The 18,746-nt window shown below is 65.4% G+C and carries 20 protein-coding genes; 11 read left to right on the top strand and 9 right to left on the bottom strand.

Features of this window, described 5'->3' with window-relative positions:
* Positions 1 to 68: 68 nt before the first annotated feature.
* Positions 69 to 1,427 carry an aminotransferase-like domain-containing protein gene (locus ACVMDN_RS20150; RefSeq protein WP_076831695.1) on the bottom strand — a complete coding sequence of 453 codons (1,359 nt, stop codon included), beginning with the start codon at positions 1,425 to 1,427 and terminating at the stop codon, positions 69 to 71.
* 351 nt (positions 1,428 to 1,778) lie between these two features.
* Here ACVMDN_RS20150 and ACVMDN_RS20145 point away from each other — a divergent pair, with 351 nt between their 5' ends.
* Positions 1,779 to 2,642, top strand: coding sequence for a DMT family transporter (locus tag ACVMDN_RS20145; RefSeq protein WP_076831338.1), 864 nt, complete (start codon positions 1,779 to 1,781; stop codon positions 2,640 to 2,642).
* A 144-nt stretch (positions 2,643 to 2,786) separates the two neighbouring features.
* Here ACVMDN_RS20145 and ACVMDN_RS20140 read toward each other — a convergent pair whose 3' ends face one another.
* Positions 2,787 to 3,203: a DUF4260 domain-containing protein gene (locus ACVMDN_RS20140; RefSeq protein WP_028335494.1), complete on the bottom strand. Its 417-nt coding sequence runs from the start codon at positions 3,201 to 3,203 to the stop codon at positions 2,787 to 2,789.
* A gap of 160 nt (positions 3,204 to 3,363) precedes the next feature.
* Between ACVMDN_RS20140 and ACVMDN_RS20135 the strand changes: the two genes are divergently transcribed.
* Positions 3,364 to 4,896: an acyl-CoA carboxylase subunit beta gene (locus ACVMDN_RS20135; RefSeq protein ID WP_076831336.1), complete on the top strand. Its 1,533-nt coding sequence runs from the start codon at positions 3,364 to 3,366 to the stop codon at positions 4,894 to 4,896.
* 245 nt (positions 4,897 to 5,141) lie between these two features.
* Here ACVMDN_RS20135 and ACVMDN_RS20130 read toward each other — a convergent pair whose 3' ends face one another.
* The gene (locus ACVMDN_RS20130; RefSeq protein ID WP_076831333.1) at positions 5,142 to 6,212 is read right to left on the bottom strand and encodes a serine hydrolase domain-containing protein; all 1,071 of its coding nucleotides are present in this window, start codon (positions 6,210 to 6,212) and stop codon (positions 5,142 to 5,144) included.
* A 122-nt stretch (positions 6,213 to 6,334) separates the two neighbouring features.
* Here ACVMDN_RS20130 and ACVMDN_RS20125 point away from each other — a divergent pair, with 122 nt between their 5' ends.
* Positions 6,335 to 6,682, top strand: coding sequence for a hypothetical protein (locus ACVMDN_RS20125; protein WP_076831330.1), 348 nt, complete (start codon positions 6,335 to 6,337; stop codon positions 6,680 to 6,682).
* Positions 6,683 to 6,850: 168 nt separating this feature from the next.
* On the opposite strand, the gene ACVMDN_RS20120 is transcribed toward ACVMDN_RS20125, so the two are convergent.
* Positions 6,851 to 7,201: a cupin domain-containing protein gene (locus tag ACVMDN_RS20120; protein ID WP_018272103.1), complete on the bottom strand. Its 351-nt coding sequence runs from the start codon at positions 7,199 to 7,201 to the stop codon at positions 6,851 to 6,853.
* Between the two features lie 149 nt (positions 7,202 to 7,350).
* Positions 7,351 to 8,598 carry a glycerophosphodiester phosphodiesterase family protein gene (locus tag ACVMDN_RS20115; RefSeq protein ID WP_057015960.1) on the bottom strand — a complete coding sequence of 416 codons (1,248 nt, stop codon included), beginning with the start codon at positions 8,596 to 8,598 and terminating at the stop codon, positions 7,351 to 7,353.
* A gap of 94 nt (positions 8,599 to 8,692) precedes the next feature.
* Here ACVMDN_RS20115 and ACVMDN_RS20110 point away from each other — a divergent pair, with 94 nt between their 5' ends.
* Both ACVMDN_RS20110 and ACVMDN_RS20105 read left to right on the top strand, forming a co-directional pair.
* The gene (locus tag ACVMDN_RS20110) at positions 8,693 to 9,010 is read left to right on the top strand and encodes a hypothetical protein (protein WP_057015961.1); all 318 of its coding nucleotides are present in this window, start codon (positions 8,693 to 8,695) and stop codon (positions 9,008 to 9,010) included.
* A 135-nt stretch (positions 9,011 to 9,145) separates the two neighbouring features.
* Positions 9,146 to 9,442, top strand: coding sequence for a twin-arginine translocation signal domain-containing protein (locus ACVMDN_RS20105; RefSeq protein WP_076831329.1), 297 nt, complete (start codon positions 9,146 to 9,148; stop codon positions 9,440 to 9,442).
* A gap of 69 nt (positions 9,443 to 9,511) precedes the next feature.
* Here the strand turns inward: ACVMDN_RS20105 and ACVMDN_RS20100 are convergent, their stop codons facing one another.
* Positions 9,512 to 9,775 (bottom strand): GCG_CRPN prefix-to-repeats domain-containing protein, encoded by a 264-nt coding sequence (locus tag ACVMDN_RS20100; protein WP_076831326.1) that lies wholly within the window; start codon positions 9,773 to 9,775, stop codon positions 9,512 to 9,514.
* Between ACVMDN_RS20100 and ACVMDN_RS20095 the strand changes: the two genes are divergently transcribed.
* Positions 9,774 to 9,899, top strand: a complete 126-nt coding sequence (locus ACVMDN_RS20095) for a hypothetical protein (RefSeq protein ID WP_256520351.1) — start codon at positions 9,774 to 9,776, stop codon at positions 9,897 to 9,899. The two genes, ACVMDN_RS20100 and ACVMDN_RS20095, sit on opposite strands and share 2 nt — an antisense overlap.
* 180 nt (positions 9,900 to 10,079) lie before the next feature.
* Here the strand turns inward: ACVMDN_RS20095 and ACVMDN_RS20090 are convergent, their stop codons facing one another.
* Positions 10,080 to 10,775, bottom strand: a complete 696-nt coding sequence (locus ACVMDN_RS20090; RefSeq protein WP_026192884.1) for an ArsR/SmtB family transcription factor — start codon at positions 10,773 to 10,775, stop codon at positions 10,080 to 10,082.
* Between the two features lie 117 nt (positions 10,776 to 10,892).
* On the opposite strand from ACVMDN_RS20090, the gene ACVMDN_RS20085 reads away from it, so the two are divergent.
* From ACVMDN_RS20085 to ACVMDN_RS20075, 3 genes are read left to right on the top strand one after another with little or no spacing between them, the layout of a single operon-like run.
* The gene (locus ACVMDN_RS20085) at positions 10,893 to 11,201 is read left to right on the top strand and encodes an NIPSNAP family protein (RefSeq protein WP_050384507.1); all 309 of its coding nucleotides are present in this window, start codon (positions 10,893 to 10,895) and stop codon (positions 11,199 to 11,201) included.
* 33 nt (positions 11,202 to 11,234) lie between these two features.
* Positions 11,235 to 11,585, top strand: coding sequence for an antibiotic biosynthesis monooxygenase family protein (locus ACVMDN_RS20080; protein WP_028338223.1), 351 nt, complete (start codon positions 11,235 to 11,237; stop codon positions 11,583 to 11,585).
* 56 nt (positions 11,586 to 11,641) lie between these two features.
* Entirely contained in the window at positions 11,642 to 12,460 is an 819-nt protein-coding gene (locus ACVMDN_RS20075) for an isocitrate lyase/PEP mutase family protein (protein WP_057015964.1), read from the top strand.
* 66 nt (positions 12,461 to 12,526) lie between these two features.
* Here ACVMDN_RS20075 and ACVMDN_RS20070 read toward each other — a convergent pair whose 3' ends face one another.
* A complete protein-coding gene (locus ACVMDN_RS20070) occupies positions 12,527 to 12,967 on the bottom strand; it encodes a hypothetical protein (RefSeq protein ID WP_076831323.1) in 441 nt (146 codons plus the stop codon).
* A gap of 145 nt (positions 12,968 to 13,112) precedes the next feature.
* On the opposite strand from ACVMDN_RS20070, the gene ACVMDN_RS20065 reads away from it, so the two are divergent.
* Complete coding sequence (locus ACVMDN_RS20065) at positions 13,113 to 13,754, top strand: trimeric intracellular cation channel family protein (protein WP_076831320.1); 642 nt, start codon at positions 13,113 to 13,115, stop codon at positions 13,752 to 13,754.
* A gap of 4 nt (positions 13,755 to 13,758) precedes the next feature.
* On the opposite strand, the gene ACVMDN_RS20060 is transcribed toward ACVMDN_RS20065, so the two are convergent.
* Entirely contained in the window at positions 13,759 to 14,985 is a 1,227-nt protein-coding gene (locus tag ACVMDN_RS20060) for a c-type cytochrome (RefSeq protein ID WP_076831318.1), read from the bottom strand.
* A 234-nt stretch (positions 14,986 to 15,219) separates the two neighbouring features.
* Here ACVMDN_RS20060 and ACVMDN_RS20055 point away from each other — a divergent pair, with 234 nt between their 5' ends.
* Positions 15,220 to 18,711: an indolepyruvate ferredoxin oxidoreductase family protein gene (locus ACVMDN_RS20055; protein WP_057015968.1), complete on the top strand. Its 3,492-nt coding sequence runs from the start codon at positions 15,220 to 15,222 to the stop codon at positions 18,709 to 18,711.
* The last annotated feature ends 35 nt before the right edge of the window (positions 18,712 to 18,746 follow it).

The raw sequence follows: 18,746 nt of genomic DNA, 5'->3' as shown, positions 1-18,746 counted from the left end.
CAAGAGGAAGCAGCCCCTCACCCCAACCCTCTCCCCGTAAGAACGGGAGAGGGAGTAGGGCGCCGTCGCTATTGGCGCCCGATCGCTCGCTGCAAGGTCGGCATCAGCTTCGGGTCGCGGCATTGCGCGACGTTGAAGCGCATGAAGGCGGCGGCCGTCTGCGAGGCGCTGAACACGTTGCCGGGCGCCAGCACGACATTGTCCGTTAGCGCCAGCCGCGCCACGTCGGCGGAGTCGCACCCGTCGGGCAGATGGCACCACAGATAGAAGCCGCCGCGCGGCATCAGCCAGGGTGTGACGCCGATGCGCTGCAGTTTGTCGCCGACGTCGCGGCGGGCGCGGGCAAGGCGCCGGCGCAGCTCCTCAACATGCTTGCGATAGAAACCGCTCGACAGCACGCCGGCGATGATCTCGGTGGCGACCGCGCTCGGGCCGCCGAAACCGGTCGCGACCTGGAGATCGACGAGATCCTCGATCCAGTCCGCCCGCGCGGCGATGAAGCCGCAGCGCACCGATGCCGACAGCGTCTTGGAGAAGCTGCCGATCCGGATCACGCGGCTCAGGCCATCGAGCGCGGCGAGCCGCGCCGAAGGCTCCGGCTCGAAGTCCGCAAAGATGTCGTCCTCGACGATGGTGAGATCATGGGCGGTGGCGGCATTCAGCACGCGGTGCGCGGTCTGCGGCGACAGCGTCGCACCGGTCGGATTATGCAGCGCCGAGTTGGTGACATAGAGCCGCGGCCGCTCGGCGGCCAGTGTCGCCTCGAAGCTTGCGACATCGGGGCCCGATGCCGTGTAGGGCACGCTGACGATGCGAACCTGATGCGCGCGCAGCAGCGCCCGGAAATTGAAATAGCAGGGATCGTCGACCAGCACAGTGTCGCCCGGCCGCAGCAGGAAGCGGCAGACGAGGTCGATCGCCTGCGTGCCGGACGCGGTCAGCAAGAGCTGCTCGGGTGGCACCTCGAGGCCCTCGTCGGCAAACCGCGCCATCAGGATCCGACGCAGCGTGAGCGAGCCGCGTGTCGCGCCATAGTCGGAGAGCACGGCGTCGTCGGCCCGCGCGAGGCCGCGCAGCGCGCGCCGCAGCGCCTCGGTCGGCATCCACTCGGCGGGCAGCCAGCCGCAGCCGGGTTTGAGCGCGCCGGTCTCGGCATCAAGCGATTGCCGCGACACCCAGAACGGATCGACTGCGCGGTCGCGTTGCGGCTGGTCCTTGGCGAGCGCGAGCGGCGGCAGGGCCGTGGACGAGACATAGAAGCCGGAGCCGGGCCGGGCGCGGATCAGGCCCTCGGCCACCAGCCGGTCATAGGCTTCGACGACGGTGGAGGGCGACACGCCCATGGTCGCGGCCAGGCCGCGGATCGAGGGCAGGCGGTCGTCGGCGACCAGCGCGCGGCTCGCCACCTTGGCGCGGATCGCGTTCATCACGTCGGTGGTCCGCGTCGCCTTTGGCGCATCGGATTGCTGTTGCAAGTGTATGCCTACCTTTGCCCATACAGTTTTGCGATATTGTACTGATCTGTAGCTGCCTTGGCGAGCCTCCGCCGGCTATGGTCGGTGCGAGGTGGACTCGGCTTCACCTCGCCCCGCCTGCGGGGAGAGGTCGGAACGCATCGCCAGATGCGTTCCGGGTGAGGGGGAGTCTCCACGGGTTCGGCCGTTACCGAGTATGCGGGGCGGCCCCTCACCCCAACCCTCTAAGAGCGAGCTTCGCTCGTCTCGGCCCCGCAAGAGCGGGGCGAGGGGGCGCAGTTACGTTTTGGGAAGCAAAGTACGATGGACAAGGCTTCGATCGACGGCTGGGGCAGCGGCCTGCTCGGCGTGATTATCTTCAGCGGCTCGCTGCCGGCGACCCGCGTGGCCGTGGCAGAGTTCTCGCCGCTGTTCTTGACTTCGGCGCGGGCGGCGATCGCGGCGCTGCTCGGCGCCGCGCTGCTTGCGGCGCTGCGGCAGCCCTGGCCGCAGCGCAAGGATCTGGTGTCGCTGACCATCGTCGCACTCGGCGTCGTGATCGGCTTTCCGCTGCTCACCGCGCTCGCGCTCCAGCACATCACCTCGGCGCATTCGATCGTGTTCATCGGGCTGCTGCCGCTGTCGACCGCCGTGTTCGGCGTGCTGCGCGGCGGCGAGCGGCCGCAGCCGCTGTTCTGGCTGTTCTCCTGCATCGGCAGCGCGACGGTCGGCGCGTTCGCCTTGTCGAGCGACGGATCGGCGTCGCTGACCGGCGACCTCCTGATGGTCGCCGCCATCATCGTCTGCGGCCTCGGCTATGCCGAGGGCGCGGCGCTGTCGCGGCGGCTCGGCGGCTGGCAGGTGATCTCCTGGGCGCTGGTGCTCTCAGTGCCCGTGGTGCTCGTGATGACGATCATGACGCTGCCGCCGAGCTGGCAGGGCATCGGCGCGCCGGCCTGGCTCGGGCTCGCTTATGTCTCGATCTTCAGCATGCTGGTCGGTTTCGTGTTCTGGTATCGCGGCCTTGCGATCGGCGGCATCGCCAGCGTCGGCCAATTGCAGCTGCTGCAACCGTTCTTCGGCCTCGCGCTGGCCGGCCTGTTGCTGCACGAGCAGGTGCCGTGGTCGATGATCGTGGCGACCATGCTCGTCGTCGTCTGTGTGGTGTTCGCGCGCCGCTTTGCTTGACGTCTGTCTCTCCTCACGGTGAGGAGCGCGGAACGCGCGTCTCGAACCATGAGGCCACAGGCGGGCCTGCATCCTTCGAGACGCCAGCAATCGACGCGCACGCTGTCAATTTGACCGGCCGTGCGTGACGTCAGGAAGCGGGCGCTAGGCGGGCTCCTGCGCTTTCCCGATCCGCCCGAGATGGGTGAAGCCAAAGCCCTTGGAATATTTCAGCCCGTAGCCGAGCGCGCGGTCGATCCCGATATGGGCGAGCCAGATCATCGCGATCGATAGCACCAGCGGCGCCGCGGCGGCAAAGCCCAGCGTCATCAGCGCGACCGGCGCCAGATAGCTGTGGGCGGCGTTGTAGACGATGGCGCCGACCCGCGGGCCGGCGAGATAGGCCGCGAAACTCAAATCCGGCACCAGGAACAGCAGGACATAGACCAGCCACGAGCCCTCCCATTGGGCATAGAGCACGGTCATGCCGAGGAACAGCACGAGGCCCTCCAGCCGGAGCAGGGTGCGCACCCCGCCGGTCGGTGCGCCGGTCTCGACCGTGGCCGTGCTCGTGTCGGTCATCGCCATCTCCCCAGATATCGGAAAATCCTACCGTTTTTGCGCCCGAACCCGTCCACAACCGCCTTTCCGGTTCCGAAATGGCCGTGCTAAGCCATTTCCGAACGAAGCGGACCTCGGCTCGCGCCGGGACGCGGACTGTAGCTAACACGGGCGGAAACAAATGAAAGATATCCTCGATACCCTCGAAGAGCGGCGCGCCGGCGCCAAGCTGGGCGGCGGCGAAAAGCGCATCGAGGCGCAGCACGCCCGCGGCAAGCTGACCGCCCGCGAGCGGATCGAGCTCCTGCTGGACAAGGGCTCGTTCGAGGAATTCGACATGTTCGTCGAGCACCGCTCGATCGAATTCGGCATGGAGAAGACCAGGATCCCCGGCGACGGTGTCGTCACCGGTTGGGGCACGGTCAACGGCCGCAAGACGTTCGTCTTTGCCAAGGATTTTACGGTGTTCGGCGGCTCGCTTTCCGAAACCCACGCGCTGAAAATCACGAAACTGCAGGACATGGCGATGAAGGCGAGGGCGCCGATCATCGGCCTCTATGACGCCGGCGGCGCGCGTATCCAGGAGGGCGTCGCGGCGCTGGCGGGCTATTCCTATGTGTTCCGCCGCAACGTGCAGGCCTCGGGCGTGATCCCGCAGATCTCCGTCATCATGGGCCCCTGCGCCGGCGGCGACGTCTATTCGCCCGCGATGACCGACTTCATCTTCATGGTGAAGAACACCAGCTACATGTTCGTCACCGGCCCCGACGTGGTGAAGACCGTCACCAACGAGGTGGTGACCGCCGAGGAACTCGGCGGCGCCTCGGTGCATGCCACGCGCTCCTCGATCGCCGACGGCGCGTTCGAGAACGACGTCGACGCGCTGCTGCAGATGCGCCGCCTGATCGACTTCCTGCCCTCGAACAACAGCGACGGCGTGCCGGAATGGCCGAGCTTCGACGATATCGGGCGGGTCGACATGTCGCTGGACACGCTGATCCCCGACAATCCGAACAAGCCCTACGACATGAAGGAATTGATCCTCAAGGTCGTCGACGAGGGCGACTTCTTCGAGATCTCGGAGACCTTTGCGAAAAACATCGTCACCGGCTTCGGCCGCATCGCCGGCCGCACCGTCGGCTTCGTCGCCAACCAACCGATGGTGCTGGCGGGCGTGCTTGACAGCGACGCCTCACGCAAGGCCGCGCGCTTCGTTCGGTTCTGCGATGCTTTCAACATCCCGATCGTCACCTTCGTCGACGTGCCGGGCTTCCTGCCGGGCACCGCGCAGGAATATGGCGGCCTGATCAAGCACGGCGCAAAGCTGCTGTTCGCCTATTCGCAGTGCACGGTGCCGCTCGTCACCATCATCACCCGCAAGGCCTATGGCGGCGCCTTCGACGTCATGGCGTCGAAGGAAATCGGCGCCGACATGAACTACGCCTGGCCGACCGCCCAGATCGCTGTGATGGGTGCCAAGGGCGCGGTCGAGATCATCTTCCGCTCTGACATCGGCGACCCCGACAAGATCGCCGCCCGCACCAAGGAGTACGAGGACCGCTTCCTGTCGCCCTTCATCGCCGCCGAACGCGGCTACATCGACGACGTCATCATGCCGCATTCGACCCGCCGCCGCATCGCGCGGGCGCTGGCGATGCTGAAGGACAAGAAGGTGGAGATCCCCGCGAAGAAGCACGACAATCTGCCGTTGTGAGGAGAGCGTAGGGTGGGTTAGCGCAAGCGTAACCCACGACCTTCGCATGCGCGTCTCCCTTTGTTGCTCTTGTTGTCGTCATTCCGGGGCGCGCGTGAGCGCGAACCCGGAATCTCGAGGTTCCAGGGGCGTACGATCCGTGGCGGGTTGCGGCTTCCACCTTCGCTCACTGCGCTACGCGCGCGGACCCGGTCGCGTAACCGGCCCTGCGAACAGAGAGCTGAGCTCAGCCCCATTCCAACCCTTTACGCTGAAAGGGGCGGACAGTCCGTCACGGCAGGCAGGAGAAACTGGTTGAGGATGGCGTTTGAGATGGCATCGTGGTCGAAGGCGTTCACGACGACCACCAGATCGAGCCCGGGCACGATGAAAAGGCGTTGGCCACCGCTGCCGTACGCGGCGATCCAGATCAGGTCGTGACCGTTCAGCAAGGAACGGCCAAGCCACCAGTGATAACCATAGTAGACGACCACGTGCCCTCCGGCGTTAACCCGCGGCTTGGTCGACTCGGCGATCCACGCGGCGGGCAGGACCTGTCTGCCGTTCCAGCGTCCATCATTCGCGACGAGTTCGCCAAGCTTGGCGACGTCGCGCGGCCGTAGCCGCAATCCGGCAAAGGCCGCGAGTTCGGCACTGCCGGTAAAGCTGAGCCACTCGACATCAGTGATGCCGAGCGGTTCGAACAGCTTGTCTCTGGCAAAAGCATCGATCCGTTGGCCGACGCTCTTGGCAAGGGCCGCAGCCAGGAGGCTGGTGGCGCCGCCGCTATAGTTGAACGATACGCCGGGCGGGAGCGCCATCCGCTGTTGCAGAACATAGCGGTAGGGATCTTTCGCTTCGAGCAGATGCCGTTCGTTGTTCGCCTGACTGTTCCAGCCGCGCGCTTCATCCCACCGTAGACCGTGCGACATGGTGAGCAGGTGCCGGAACGTGATGCGAGCGTTCCTCGTCGTACGAAGATCGGCATATTCGGGGAAATAGTCGATAACAGCGGAATCGAGCGGCGGAAATTGTCCCTTGCCGATGGCCAAGCCGATCAGAAGTGAGGTTACGCTCTTCGAGATGGAGCGGATGTCGTGCTTCGTTTCCGGCGAAAATTGAACCGGTGCCGACCACTCCATCCACCGCCGCTCCCGGCCGGCGAAATAGCGCTCGAACACAAGCTTGCCGCGCCGTACGATGACAACGGCGTGAACGTTGCGCTTGGGCCATTGTTTGAGAAACGCGTCGAGTCTGGAGAGGCTTTCGGCATCGAAGCCGACCTCGGCGGGAGCCGCAGCGACCCATCCGTCGTCGAGCGTTGAACAGGCTAACATTTGATTTGAGTCCGAATCGGATGACCAAGAGCTAGCGCGCGCCTGAAGCGTAGCGATTTCTTGCGAAAATGAACACGGCGGGTTACGGCTTCCGCCTGACCCGCCCTACAGGTCCGAACCCGATGACCGAAGACGAGCCGACCGACGAGATCTCCGAGATCGAGGCGCAGATCGAGGAGCTTGCCGAGAGCGCCGAGCGCTCCCGGCGGATCATTCTCGGCTCGAAGGTCGCGATCGCAGGCGGGTTCGCGTTGCTGGCCGTCGCGCTGCTCGAGCTGTTGGGCGCCGGTCAGACCGCGGCACTCGGATCGATCGCACTGGTGCTCGGTGGTATCGTGTCGCTCGGCTCGAATGTCAGCACACTGCGGCAGACCGAGGCTGCGATCAGCACCGCCGAGGCGCGCCGCGCGCGTTTGATCGGCAATATCGACCTGCGCCTGGTTCACGACGCGCCGCTGAAACTGATGTGAGGCGCGGCGGGCGCGCAAAGCGGCGCCGCAAACTCAGTGTCGTCCTGACGAAAGCCAGGACTCATTATCCCAAGTCTCAATTGTTGCGCGACGCTGGGGCGATCCCGTTCATCACCGAAATGCGGTGGTAATGGGTCCCGGCTTTCGCCGGGACGACAGCGGAGGGAGTTACTTCGACGCCAGCGGTACGTAGTCGTATTCGCCGACGCCTTGCAGGATCAGGAACGTCAGCGACGTCGTGCCGGCGTTGGTGACGAGGTGAGGGCGGGTCGGGCGGACGGCGTAGACTTCGCCGACCTTCAGGTTCACTTCCTCCTTGGGCTCCTGCAGGAACAGCCGCATCTGGCCCTCCAGCACATAGAAGGTGTCGGAGATGTTGCTGTGGGTGTGCCACGGCACCTTCTGGGTCGGCGAGAGCTGCAGCTCCATGATGCGGAAGCCGGGGCGGGCGGCGTGCTGGGCGCGGCGCTCGACTTCGTAGAGATGGCTGGCGTCCTTGACCGGTTGTCCTGGCTTCATGGCGGCCTCCCTGTGGTGTTGTCCCGTCGGGCGGGAAGGCGATGATGCTAGTCCCGTTCTGCCGCGCGCGGAACGGCCGGAATGGTCATGGCGGGCGCGCACGGTGCGTAGGGCGGGGCAGGCGCGGCTGTAACCTGCCCCGCAAGATCTCACTTCATCCCCATGCAGTTCGCATAGAATGTGGTCGTCGCCGGCCAGTCGGAAAACATCGCGCGGACGCCGACCTGTCTTGCCAGCACGTCGAGCACGGTCAACGTGTCGCCGTCGCGGTCGATCGCCGCCTTCACCGACTTGTGGTAGAACGCACCGCCTCGGTTGAGCGGCCCGTCGCGCTCCAGCGACCAGCCGATCAGATCGAGGCCGGCGGCCTTCGCTGCCCTGGCGTAAGCCGACGGGACGATCTCGCCCTTGTCGTTCAGCGCCAGCATCGCGAAGATCGGCGGTCCCAGGATCGCGACGCCGGAGGCCTTCAATTCCTGCATCGACGGCTTCCAGGTCTCCGGCCGGTTCGGATCGAGGCCCGCTTTCTCGTAGCGGTCCTCGAGATAGAGCGCCTGGCTGGCAAAGTCGGGTTCGGTCTTCACCCAATAGAGGATGTCCTTAAGGCTGAAGCTCTGTGGGAACACGTCGCTCGGCGGAATGCCGGCGGCCTTGTAGGCGGCGAGCATCTGGGTCGCATATGTCTCCTGGGTGTAGTCGCCGTCGAACGGCATCGCCACCTCCGGCGCCTTCAGCTCCGGCGTGAATTTTGCGCCGAGACTTTTGATCAAGGCGATGCTCTCGTCATGGCTCATCAGCGTGCCGGAATTGGCGTAGAGGTCGGTGCGCCAGCGCGGCGTGCCGTTCTGGTACTCCTCGGGCGTCCTCGCATCCGGATTGAAGCCGTCCATTTTCGCGGTGAGCCGCTTGAATTCGGCGAGCGTGATGTCGCTGGTGCAGCACTTCGCCGAGGCCTTCCTGCCGGCGGCGGGATCGGCCGGGCTGAAGGGTTGCGTGCATTTTGAAGCGAGATCCGGCACCGTCAGGATGTTGGTCGTGGTGTGCAGGTCGCATTGCGAGTGCCGGCACACCAGCTGGCGGTCCCTGGTGAAGGTGACGTCGCATTCGATCACGCCGGCGCCCATCCGTGCGGCGGCGAGATAGGATTCGCGGCTATGCTCGGGAAATTGCAGCGCGGCGCCGCGATGGCCAATCGAAAAATCGGTCTTGTGGAACGGCCCGGTGCATTGGCTGAGCTGCTGCTTCAGGGGCCCGTCCTTCATCTTGTCGACCAGATAGAACGGGCGCGGCCCGAGCTGCGCCTCGCGCGGCAGCGCGATCTCCCCGGCGGCGACGGGCAGCGCGGCGCCGAGGGCGAGCAGGAACGAGAGCAGGGCGGTGCGGTGACGGGCAAGCATGGGTGATCCCCCTGATCAGGCATTGTCAGCAGGCCGACATATCACGGAGCATATGCCGGCCGCCTGTGCGAAATGAAACCATGGAGGAAAACCAATGCCCGCAGCCTATTTCGTCGTCCGCGCCACCGTCACGGACATCGCCCGGCGTGCCGCCTTCGACGCCTGGTATTCGCGCGAGCATCTGCCGGACGCGATGAAATCGTTCGGCGCCGAGCGCGCCTGGCGATGCTGGAGCCTGAGCGATCCCTCGCTGCACCAGGCGACTTATCAGTTCGCCGACGAGAAGGCGCTCGAGCGCGCGGTGAGCAGCGATCACATGAAGCGGTTGGTCGCCGACTTCAACCGTGACTGGCCGGAGGTGACACGCACGCGCGATCTCCTGGTGCTGGCGGAGGAGGCGACGGCGGCATGATGGTTGCGTGACGTCACGACGTCGACAACGCTCGAGTTCCATGAAACGTGAACGCGCGGTTCAGCGAGCGTTCAGCTCGCGAGGCAAAAACTTACTGCTGCAGTTGGTCCAACTCAGCAACAAAGGGAAACGCTCATGGAACGTCGGGATTTTCTGAAGATGGCCTTCGGTGTCGCCGCCGGAGCCGTCACCTTCGCAGCGACGGCGCAGGCGGCGCCGCTCGCGCCGCTTCCCCTCAACCAGGATGCACGCGCACCAGCGGCTGGCGAAGCGCATCCCGCCGTCACAACGGCCGAGGAGGTCGGCCGCATGAAGCCCGAGCAAGTACGCTGGCATTATCGCCATTGGGGTTGGCGTCACCGGCACTGGCACCGCAGGCATTGGGGCTGGCGTCGCCACCATTGGCGCCGTCATCACTGGCGCCGCTGGTGATATCGACTCCATGACGAAAAGAAAAACCCCGCGCCAGGCGGGGTTTTGTTAGTTCGGAATCTGCCGCGATCAGATCGGGCGGCAACGGCCGTAGCGCCAGACGAAGCCGTACGGGCAGGCGCGGACACGCGGCGCCACCACGACGGGGCGCTCGACCACGACCGGCGGGCGCACGACAACGGCGCCCGGCGCGACGACGACGCCGCGATTCCTGACGCAGCCGCCATAGGGGCCACGGTGCCAGCCGGGGCCGCAGCCACCGGCCGCATCAGCGGCGCTGATGCCGGCGAATGCGGTCGTCAGCAGAACTGCTGCAGCAAAAAGATACTTCATGTCTTCTCCTTTTTTATTTTGGGCCGCGCTGCGGCACCGCAACAAGCTTTCGTCTACCGATTCGCCCGGCCGGATCATTGCAGAAGGCGTGCCCGATGTCGCCGACCATAATGTTGCGGCCTGAATGCGACATGAATGTTGCAGCTCACAGCTGCGTCAGCACGCCGCAAGCCGGCTCAGCATCACTTCGAAATATTTCGCGGACGCCGGGCAGCCGCGCGCTGTTGGCGAGCGTACGAGAATACATCGGAAGGCGAGGCAAACGAGACCGGCGGTTCATCGACGCTTGCCCGAAGGCGCACCGCTACTGGTCTGGGCCGAACAGCGCGGCAAATCGCTTCTCGCCGTTGCGCGAAAAATTGACCACGCGGCTGCCCGGTGCAGCGTCGCGCGCGGCCCATTTCAGTTCCGTGAAGCGGTCCATCATGGCAGCGCCCAGCGTGCCGGCGAGATGATGCCGCCGCTCGCTCCAGTCGAGGCAGGCCTTGCACACCGGCCGGCGCGGATGCGTCAGCGCATCGGCGTCGATCTGCAGCTCCTCGGCCATGAAGCGCTTGCCTTCGCCGGTGAGCTCGATCGCCTGCTTGCTCTGGCGGACCAGCTTCTGCCGCTTCATGCTGTCGAGCATCTGAACGCCGAGATCGCCGGCGAGATGGTCGTAGCAGATGCGGGCGCGGCGCAGCGCCGGATCCTTTGGCCCGGTGCGCACCCGCATATGGCCGGCGCGGGCGGCAATGCCCTGCAGGCCTTCCAGCACGTCGGCGACGTCGGGGTCGGAGAGGCGGTAGTAGCGGTGGCGGCCCTGCTTCTCGGGCTCGATCAGCCCGCCGGCCTCGAGCTTGGAGAGATGCGAGCTCGCCGTCTGCGGCGTGATGCCGGCCTCCTGCGCCAGCTCACTCGCGGTCAGCGCCCGGCCGGTCATCAGCGCGGTCAGCATGTTGCAGCGCGCGGGATCGCCGACCAGAGCGGCGATCCGGGAGATGTCGGGTCCTGCTTTCATAGTTCGATGATAGCCGAAGCATCGAGGTCGGACAAGCCGCTATTGTTCAACGGGCCGTCATTGCGAGGATTGCTTCGCTGACGCTCGCAATAACGGAAACATGACTGGAGGCCATCAATGACCGTCACCGTCTTCATCCGCTACCAGCTCGATCCGTTCAAGCGCGCGATGTTCGAGGAGTATTCGCGGAACTGGCTCTCGATCATCCCGCGCTGCGGCGGCGACCTCATCGGCTACTGGATGCCGCATGAGGGAACCAACAACATCGCCTTTGCGCTGATCTCGTTCGACAGCCTTGCCGCCTATGAGGCCTATCGCGCGCGGCTGCGCCAGGACAAGGAGGGAGTGGCGAACTTCAACTTCGCGGAAGAAAACCGCTTCATCCTCGCCGAGGAACGGACATTTCTCCGCAAGGTCGAGGTATAGTAGGGCCACAACAGCAATGTGCGGGAGGCGCCCATGATCGCAGTGATCTTCGAAGTCTGGCCCAAGCCTGAGCAACGGGATCTCTATTTCGACCTCGCCGCCGAGCTGAAGCCGATCCTGCAGGAGATCGACGGCTTCATCTCGGTCGAGCGGTTCGAGAGCATCACCGAGAAGGGCAAGTTCGTGTCGCTGTCATTCTTTCGCGACGAGGCTGCGGTGGAAGCCTGGCGCAACACGATCGAACATCGCCGTACCCAGGCCAAGGGCCGCGCGCGGATCTTCGAGAACTACCGGCTGCGGGTGGCAAGCGTGATCCGTGATTACGGCCTGAACGAACGCGATCAGGCGCCGAAGGACAGCCGCGCGGCGCATGAGCCGCACTAGCGGGCGGATGCGTGGGTGCCTATCTGTGCGCGGCCAATGACTCCAGGGAGCGACCAATGCCACTGCCAACTGCTGACAAACGCGCCGCCTTCAGGAAGCTGCATGAGAGCGGGTGCTTCATCATTCCGAATCCGTTCGATGTCGGCAGCGCCCGCGCCTTGCAGCATCTCGGCTTCAAGGCGCTGGCGTCGACCAGCGCGGGCTTTGCATGGACCATCGCCAAGGCCGACAACCGCGTCACCGTCGATGACGTCTGCGACCACCTGACCGCACTGTGCGCGGCGGTCGATATTCCCGTCAATGCGGATTTCGAGGGCGGCTTCGCGGTCGAGCCCGACAAGGTCGCCGCCAATGTCGCGCGCGGCGTCAAGACCGGCGTCGCCGGGCTTTCCATTGAGGATTCCACCGGAGACGCCGCCAACCCGCTGTTCGAGCACAAGCTTGCGGTGGAGCGCATCAAGGCGGCGCGCAAGGCCATCGATGCCGACAACAGCGGTGTGTTGCTCACCGGCCGCTGTGAGGCATTCCTGTGGGGCAAGAAGGACCTCAATCTGGTGATCGAACGGCTGCAGGCCTATTCGGAAGCAGGAGCGGACGTCCTTTATTCGCCGGGCATCGCGACCAAGGAGGAGATTTCCGCGGTTGTGAAGGCGGTGGCGCCAAAGCCGGTCAATCTGTTGATCGGCGGCGCGTCGGAGCTGACGCTGCAATCGGTCGCCGATCTCGGCGTGCGCCGGATCAGCGTCGGCGGAGCGCTTGCGCGGATGGCCTGGACCGGCGTGATGAAGGCGGCCAAGGAGATGGCCGAGAAGGGCACCTTCACGGAATTCGCCAACGGCTATCCCGGCGGCGAGCTCAACAAGATGTTCAAGTAGACTCACACGCAAAAAAGCAGCGGGCCGCCGGGGCCCGCTGCTTCATCGCTCACGATAGCGAGCGGATTACTTGTTCTTGTCGCCGGTCGAGTCGGCCGGCGCCGCCGAGCGGTCGATTTCCTGTCCAGTCGGCTTGTTGGCCGATGGAGAGGCCGGCTGCGCAGGTGCCGCGCCCGTGGTCGTGCCGGGCTGGCTGTTCGGCTTCGGCGTCACGTCGCGCATGCCCGGAGGCGGCGCGGCCGGATTGGCCGGCTGCTGCTGCGCGGTCTGCGCTGACGGCGTGGTACCCGCCTCATGCACCGAGGTATTGTTCAAGCCGTAGAACAACGCACCGAGCACCACGGCCACCGCGACGGCGAACATCGCGATCTTGGTGGTGCTGGCCGGTCCCTCCTGGAGGTCCGGGTCCGGCTGCAGCTCGTTGTCCAGGCTGTTGAAGCGCGCCTGACGGCGCATTTCGTCCTCGGTCAGGTTGGCGCGATACGGATCGTCAGGTTGATGGGCCATTGCAAAGTTCCTCCGTTAGCACCCTGAAAGCTAAACGCAGAGGACAATGGCTGGCGCGCGAGGATGTTCCGCGCCAATGTTGCAACCTGTTCATGCAGGAACCGCCGATTCCTCGGGTTCCAACCTGTTTCATGAGGCCTTTTCAATGTGGACCATGCCGCCCACCGATTCGGTGCTGCACTTGCTCTCGTTCATTGCGGTTGCGGCGCAGTCGATGACGGCGGCGCTGGCGGCAGGCAGGCGCAGCATGGATTGGGCCGGCGTCTGCATGCTCGGCGCGATCACCGCGCTCGGCGGCGGCACCATCCGCGACGTTCTGCTCGGACATTATCCGCTGCTCTGGGTCGCGCACCCGATCTACCTTGCGGTCGCGGCGGCGGGCGCCTTCGCCACCATCCTGCTGGCGCGGCTCGTGCACCGGCTCAACCTCGCATTCCTGGTGCTCGATGCGATCGGACTTGTGGTGTTCACCATGGCCGGTTGCGACGTGGCCTCACAAGTCGACGTCCCGCTGCCGATCGTGATCGTCGCCGGCATGATCACCGGCTGCGCCGGCGGCGTGCTGCGCGACATCCTCTGCAACGAGGTGCCGTTGTTGTTTCGCAGCGAGCTCTACGCCAGCGTCTCCGTGGTGACGGGACTGTTCTATGTGACCGGCTCCGGGCTGCAGGTGAACACCCAGCTCTGGACCGCGCTGACCTTCGCACTCGGGCTGACGTTCCGCATGCTTGCGATCCGCTACCGATGGGAGATGCCGAAATTCGTGTTCAGCGACGAGGAGCGCTGAACGGCTATTTCGCCGTCCGCGCCTTGGCGACCTCGTCCGCGGTGACGGCCGGCGCCGCGTTACCCCAGGCATTGCGGATGTAGGTCGCAACGTCCGCGACCTCCTGGTCGGTGAGCTTGGGATAGGCCGGCATCGAGCCGCCGTTCGGGGCGCGCGGCGTGGTCACGGTCTGCGCGCCGTCGAGGATGATGCGCAGCGTGCTCGCCGGATTGGCCGATTGCAGATTGGCGTTGCCGGGCAGAGGCGGATAGATCCGCGGCGCGCCGGAGCCGTCGAGCTCATGGCAGGCGATGCAGGCCCCGCGGTAGATGCGTTCGCCATTGCTCATCTGCGCCGGCGAGGGCGGGGTGACCTCCGGCTCCGGCGCGCCGGCAGGCAGGCTCTTCAGATAGACCGCAATCGCGTGCACATCGGCGTCGCGCATCTTCGAAGTCGAATTGAGCACCACCTCGGACATCAGGGGGCCGGCATGGCTGTGCCCGTTGCGGCCGCTCTGCAGATATTCGGCGATGTCAGCGACGCTCCATGATTTCAGCCCGCTGCGCGCGGCGCCATCGAGCCTTGGCGCGAACATGCCTTGCACCGTGCTGCCACTGAGCGCCTGGTCACGCCTGTCGGCGCCGAAGGCGTTCTTGGGCGTGTGGCAGGCGCCGCAATGGGCGAGGGCCTCGACGAGATAGCGTCCGCGATTCCATTCCGCACCCTGGCCCTGGTCCGGCTGGATGATGCCCGGTGTGAAGAACAGTGCGTTCCACGCCCCCATTAGCACGCGGTAGTTCAATGGCCAGCGCAGCTCCGGCGGCGGCGCCTTGTTGCTGACCGGCGCCAGCGTCGCGAGATAGGCACGGATCGCCAGGATGTCGCCGCGGATCAGCTTCGTGAAGTACGGGTAGGGGAAGGCGGGATAATAATGCGCGCCGCTCGGCGCGACGCCCCTCCGCAGCGCGCGCAGGAAATCGTCGTCGCTCCAGCCGCCGATGCCGGTATCGCGGTCGGGGGTGAGGTTCGGCGAGAACACCGCACCGAACGGCGTGTCGATCCGCTTCCCCCCGGCAAAAGGCTTTGCCGGATCGGCCGTGTGGCAGCTGGCGCAGTCGCCGGCGATCGTGAGCGCCTTGCCGCGGGCGATGACGTCGTCGGTCGGCGCGGCGGCGCATTCGCGGGTCGCGAGCGCGCCGCACAACAGCGCTGCAACCAGAATCGCACCCGTCGTTCGAAATCGTCGCCGCATCCGATCACCTTCCGGTCCACAAGACGCGTCACGCCATTTCGCCACGGGCCTGTCCTGCGACAGAAACCGAAACGGCCCTGCAATATTCCCGGCACGAAATTGCGATTTTTGAGCCACGGGCCTGGTCGCCCAGAATTGTGCTGCGCGGGCCGGAAAATCCGACATAGACTGGTTCCAACAAGCTCGGATGACTAGCTAAAAAGCAGTCGTCGCGACCAGCGAAAAGAGGGCTAAATGGGAATCAACCAAGGGCCTATCAGCCTCGACCAGAAATACACCCAGGACACCGGCCACGTTTTCATGACCGGCATCCAGGCGCTGGTCCGCCTGCCGATGGCGCAGATCAGGCGCGACCGCGCCGCGGGCCTCAACACGGCAGGCTTCATCTCCGGCTATCGCGGTTCCCCCCTCGGCGGCTACGACCAGCAGCTGTTCGCCGCCCGCAAGCATCTCGAGCAGTACAACATTAAATTCCAGCCCGGCGTGAACGAGGACCTCGCGGCCACCGCGATCTGGGGCTCGCAGCAGCTCGCCCTGTCGCCGGGCGCCAAATATGATGGCGCGGTCGGCATTTGGTACGGCAAGGGCCCCGGCGTCGACCGCTGCGGCGACGTGTTCCGCCACGGCAATGCGGCCGGCTCCGCCAAGCATGGCGGCGTACTCTGCCTTGCCGGCGACGACCATGGCGCGAAATCCTCCACCGTCCCGCATCAGTCCGACCACGCCTTCATCTCCGCGCTGATGCCCTACCTCTACCCCTCCAGCATCCACGAAATGATCGAGATGGGCCTCCTGGGTATCGCGATGTCGCGCTACTCTGGCTGCTGGGTCGGCATGAAGGTGATCACCGAGACGGTCGAGACGACCGCCGAGATCGACCTCACCGACGAGATGACGCCGTTCATCATTCCGACCGATTTCGAATTGCCGCCGGGCGGCCTCAACATCCGCTGGCCCGACGACCGCTTCGAGCAGGACCGCCGGTTGCAGGACTACAAGGGCTTTGCCGCGATCGCCTTCGCCCGCGCCAACAAGGTCAACCGCATCACGATGGATTCGCCGAACGCGCGCTACGGCATCATGGCCTCGGGCAAGAGCTACGAGGACATCCGCCAGGCGTTGCGCGAGCTCGGCATCACGCCCGAGATCGCCGCCAAGATCGGCATCCGCCTCTACAAGATCGGCATGCCCTGGCCGCTGGAGCCGGAAGGCGTGCGCAACTTCGCCGTCGGCCTCGAGGAGATCTTCATTGTCGAGGAGCGCCGCGAGATCGTCGAGAACCAGGTCAAGCAGGAGCTGTTCAACTGGCGCGACGATGTGCGTCCGCGCATCGTCGGCAAGATGGACGATCACGACAAGCGCTTCCTGACCTTCGCCGCCGAGCTCAGCGTGGCCTCGCTTGCGAGCTCGCTCACCGAACGGCTGCTTCGACTTAATCTCAATCCTGAAATCGCCGAGATGCTGCGCGCCAAGGCCGACTGGTTCAACGGCCGTCAGTCGACGCAGATGCAGGCGACCGCGCCTGTCAGCCGCACGCCGTATTTCTGCTCGGGCTGCCCGCACAACACCTCGACCAAGGTGCCGGAAGGCAGCCGCGCGCTGGCAGGCATCGGCTGCCACTTCATGGCACTGTGGATGAACCGGTCAACCGAGACCTTCACCCATATGGGCGGCGAGGGCGTGCCGTGGGTCGGCATCGCGCCGTTCACCAACGAGAACCACATCTTCGCCAATCTCGGCGACGGCACCTATTTCCACTCCGGCATTCTCGCGATCCGCCAGTCGATCGCTTCCAAGGCCAACATCACCTACAAGATCCTCTACAACGACGCGGTCGCCATGACCGGCGGCCAGCGCCACGACGGCGATCTCTCGCCGCAGCAGATCACCTTCCAGCTCCATGCCGAAGGCATCCGCGAGATCTATCTGGTCTCGGAGAATCCGGACGCCTATCCGGCCGATACGATCGCGCCCGGCGTCAAGCTGTATCACCGCGACGAGCTCGAGAACGTCCAGAAGATGTGCCGCGACACCAAGGGCACGTCGGCGATCGTGTTCGTGCAGACCTGCGCCGCCGAAAAGCGCCGTCGCCGCAAGCGCGGCCTGATGGAGGATCCGCAGCGCCGCGTGCTGATCAATCCCGCGGTCTGCGAAGGCTGCGGCGACTGCTCGGTGCAGTCGAACTGCATCTCGGTCGAGCCGCTGGAGACGGAGCTCGGGCGCAAGCGCACCATCAACCAGTCGACCTGCAACAAGGATTATTCCTGCGTGAAGGGCTTTTGCCCGTCCTTCGTCACGGTCGACGGCGGCAAGCTCAGGCGGCGCGCGCCGCCCGAGCTCGGCAGCATCGATAATCTGCCGGAGCCGGCCTCCAAGCCCGCGCTCGACCGGCCCTACAACATCGCGGTCGGCGGCGTCGGCGGCACCGGCGTGCTGACGATCGGCGCGCTGCTCGGCATGGCCGCCCATATCGAGGGCAAGGCCTCGATGATCCTCGACATGTCAGGTCTCGCGCAAAAGGGCGGCGCGGTGCTGAGCCACGTCCGGCTCTCCGAGCACACCGCCGACGTGACCTGCTCGCGCATCGTGACCGGAACGGCCGATCTGGTGCTTGCGGCCGACGAGGTCGTGGCGGCGTCGAAGGACACCATCACGCTGTGCGATGCGAGCCGCACCGTCGGCATCATCAACAGCCACGTGATCCCGACCGCGGACTTTATCCTGAACCGCGACTTCAACTTCCAGAGCCGCAAGGTCAACAGCGTGCTGGAGACCGAGCTGCGCAAGGACTCCGCGTTCTTCGACTTCACCAAGCCGGCCGAAGCGCTGCTCGGTGACTCCATCGCCACCAACATCATGATGATGGGCTTTGCCTATCAGCGCGGGTTGCTGCCGCTGTCGGCGGAGGCGATTCTGCAGGCGATCGAAGTCAACGGCGTCTCGATCAAGATGAACACCCAGGCGTTCCAGCTCGGGCGCCTGGCCGCCGCCGATCCGGCACGGCTGAGCGGCATGATGAAGGGCGACGACGAAATCGCGCCACCGAAATCGCTGGATGCGATGTCGCTGGACGAGATCATCACCCATCGCATGGCGTTCCTGACCGACTACCAGAATGCACGTCTGGCAAAGCGCTATCGCAAGCTGGTCGACCAGGTGCGCGACGCCGCCACCAAGGGCGGCTATGGCGAGGCGCTGCCGCGCGCGGTCGCGATCAACTACGCAAAGCTGCTCGCCTACAAGGACGAGTATGAGGTGGCGCGGCTGTTCACCGACGGCCGTTTCGAGAAGCAGCTGCGCGATCAGTTTGAGGGCGAGTTCAAGTTCAACTTCAATCTGGCGCCGCCGATCCTCGGCGGCGGGCTCGACGCGCAGGGCCGGCCGAAAAAGCGCGCCTTCGGTTCGTGGATGATGTCGGCCTTCAGGGTGCTGGCGAGATTCCGCTTTCTGCGCGGCACGCCGCTCGACATCTTCGGCTACAACGCCGACCGCAAGCTGGAGCGCGATCTGATCGCGGGCTACGAGAAGGATGTCGCGACGGTGCTCGGCCTGCTGTCGCCGCTCAACCACGACATTGCGGTCGAATTGCTGGCGCTGCCCGATCGCATCCGCGGCTACGGTCCGGTGAAGGACAAGGCGATCAAGGAAGCGAAGGTTCGCTACGCGCAACTCGCCGCCGACCTCGCCAACCCGCCGTCCGCGCCGCGGCAGATGGCGGCGGAGTAGTGTAGCCACACACGCGGTGTCGTCCCGGCGAAAGC

It is taken from the genome of Bradyrhizobium sp. USDA 4510, assembly GCF_054059095.1.
Note: the sequence above shows the minus strand (reverse complement) of the source record. Positions and strands in the feature narration are given on the sequence as shown.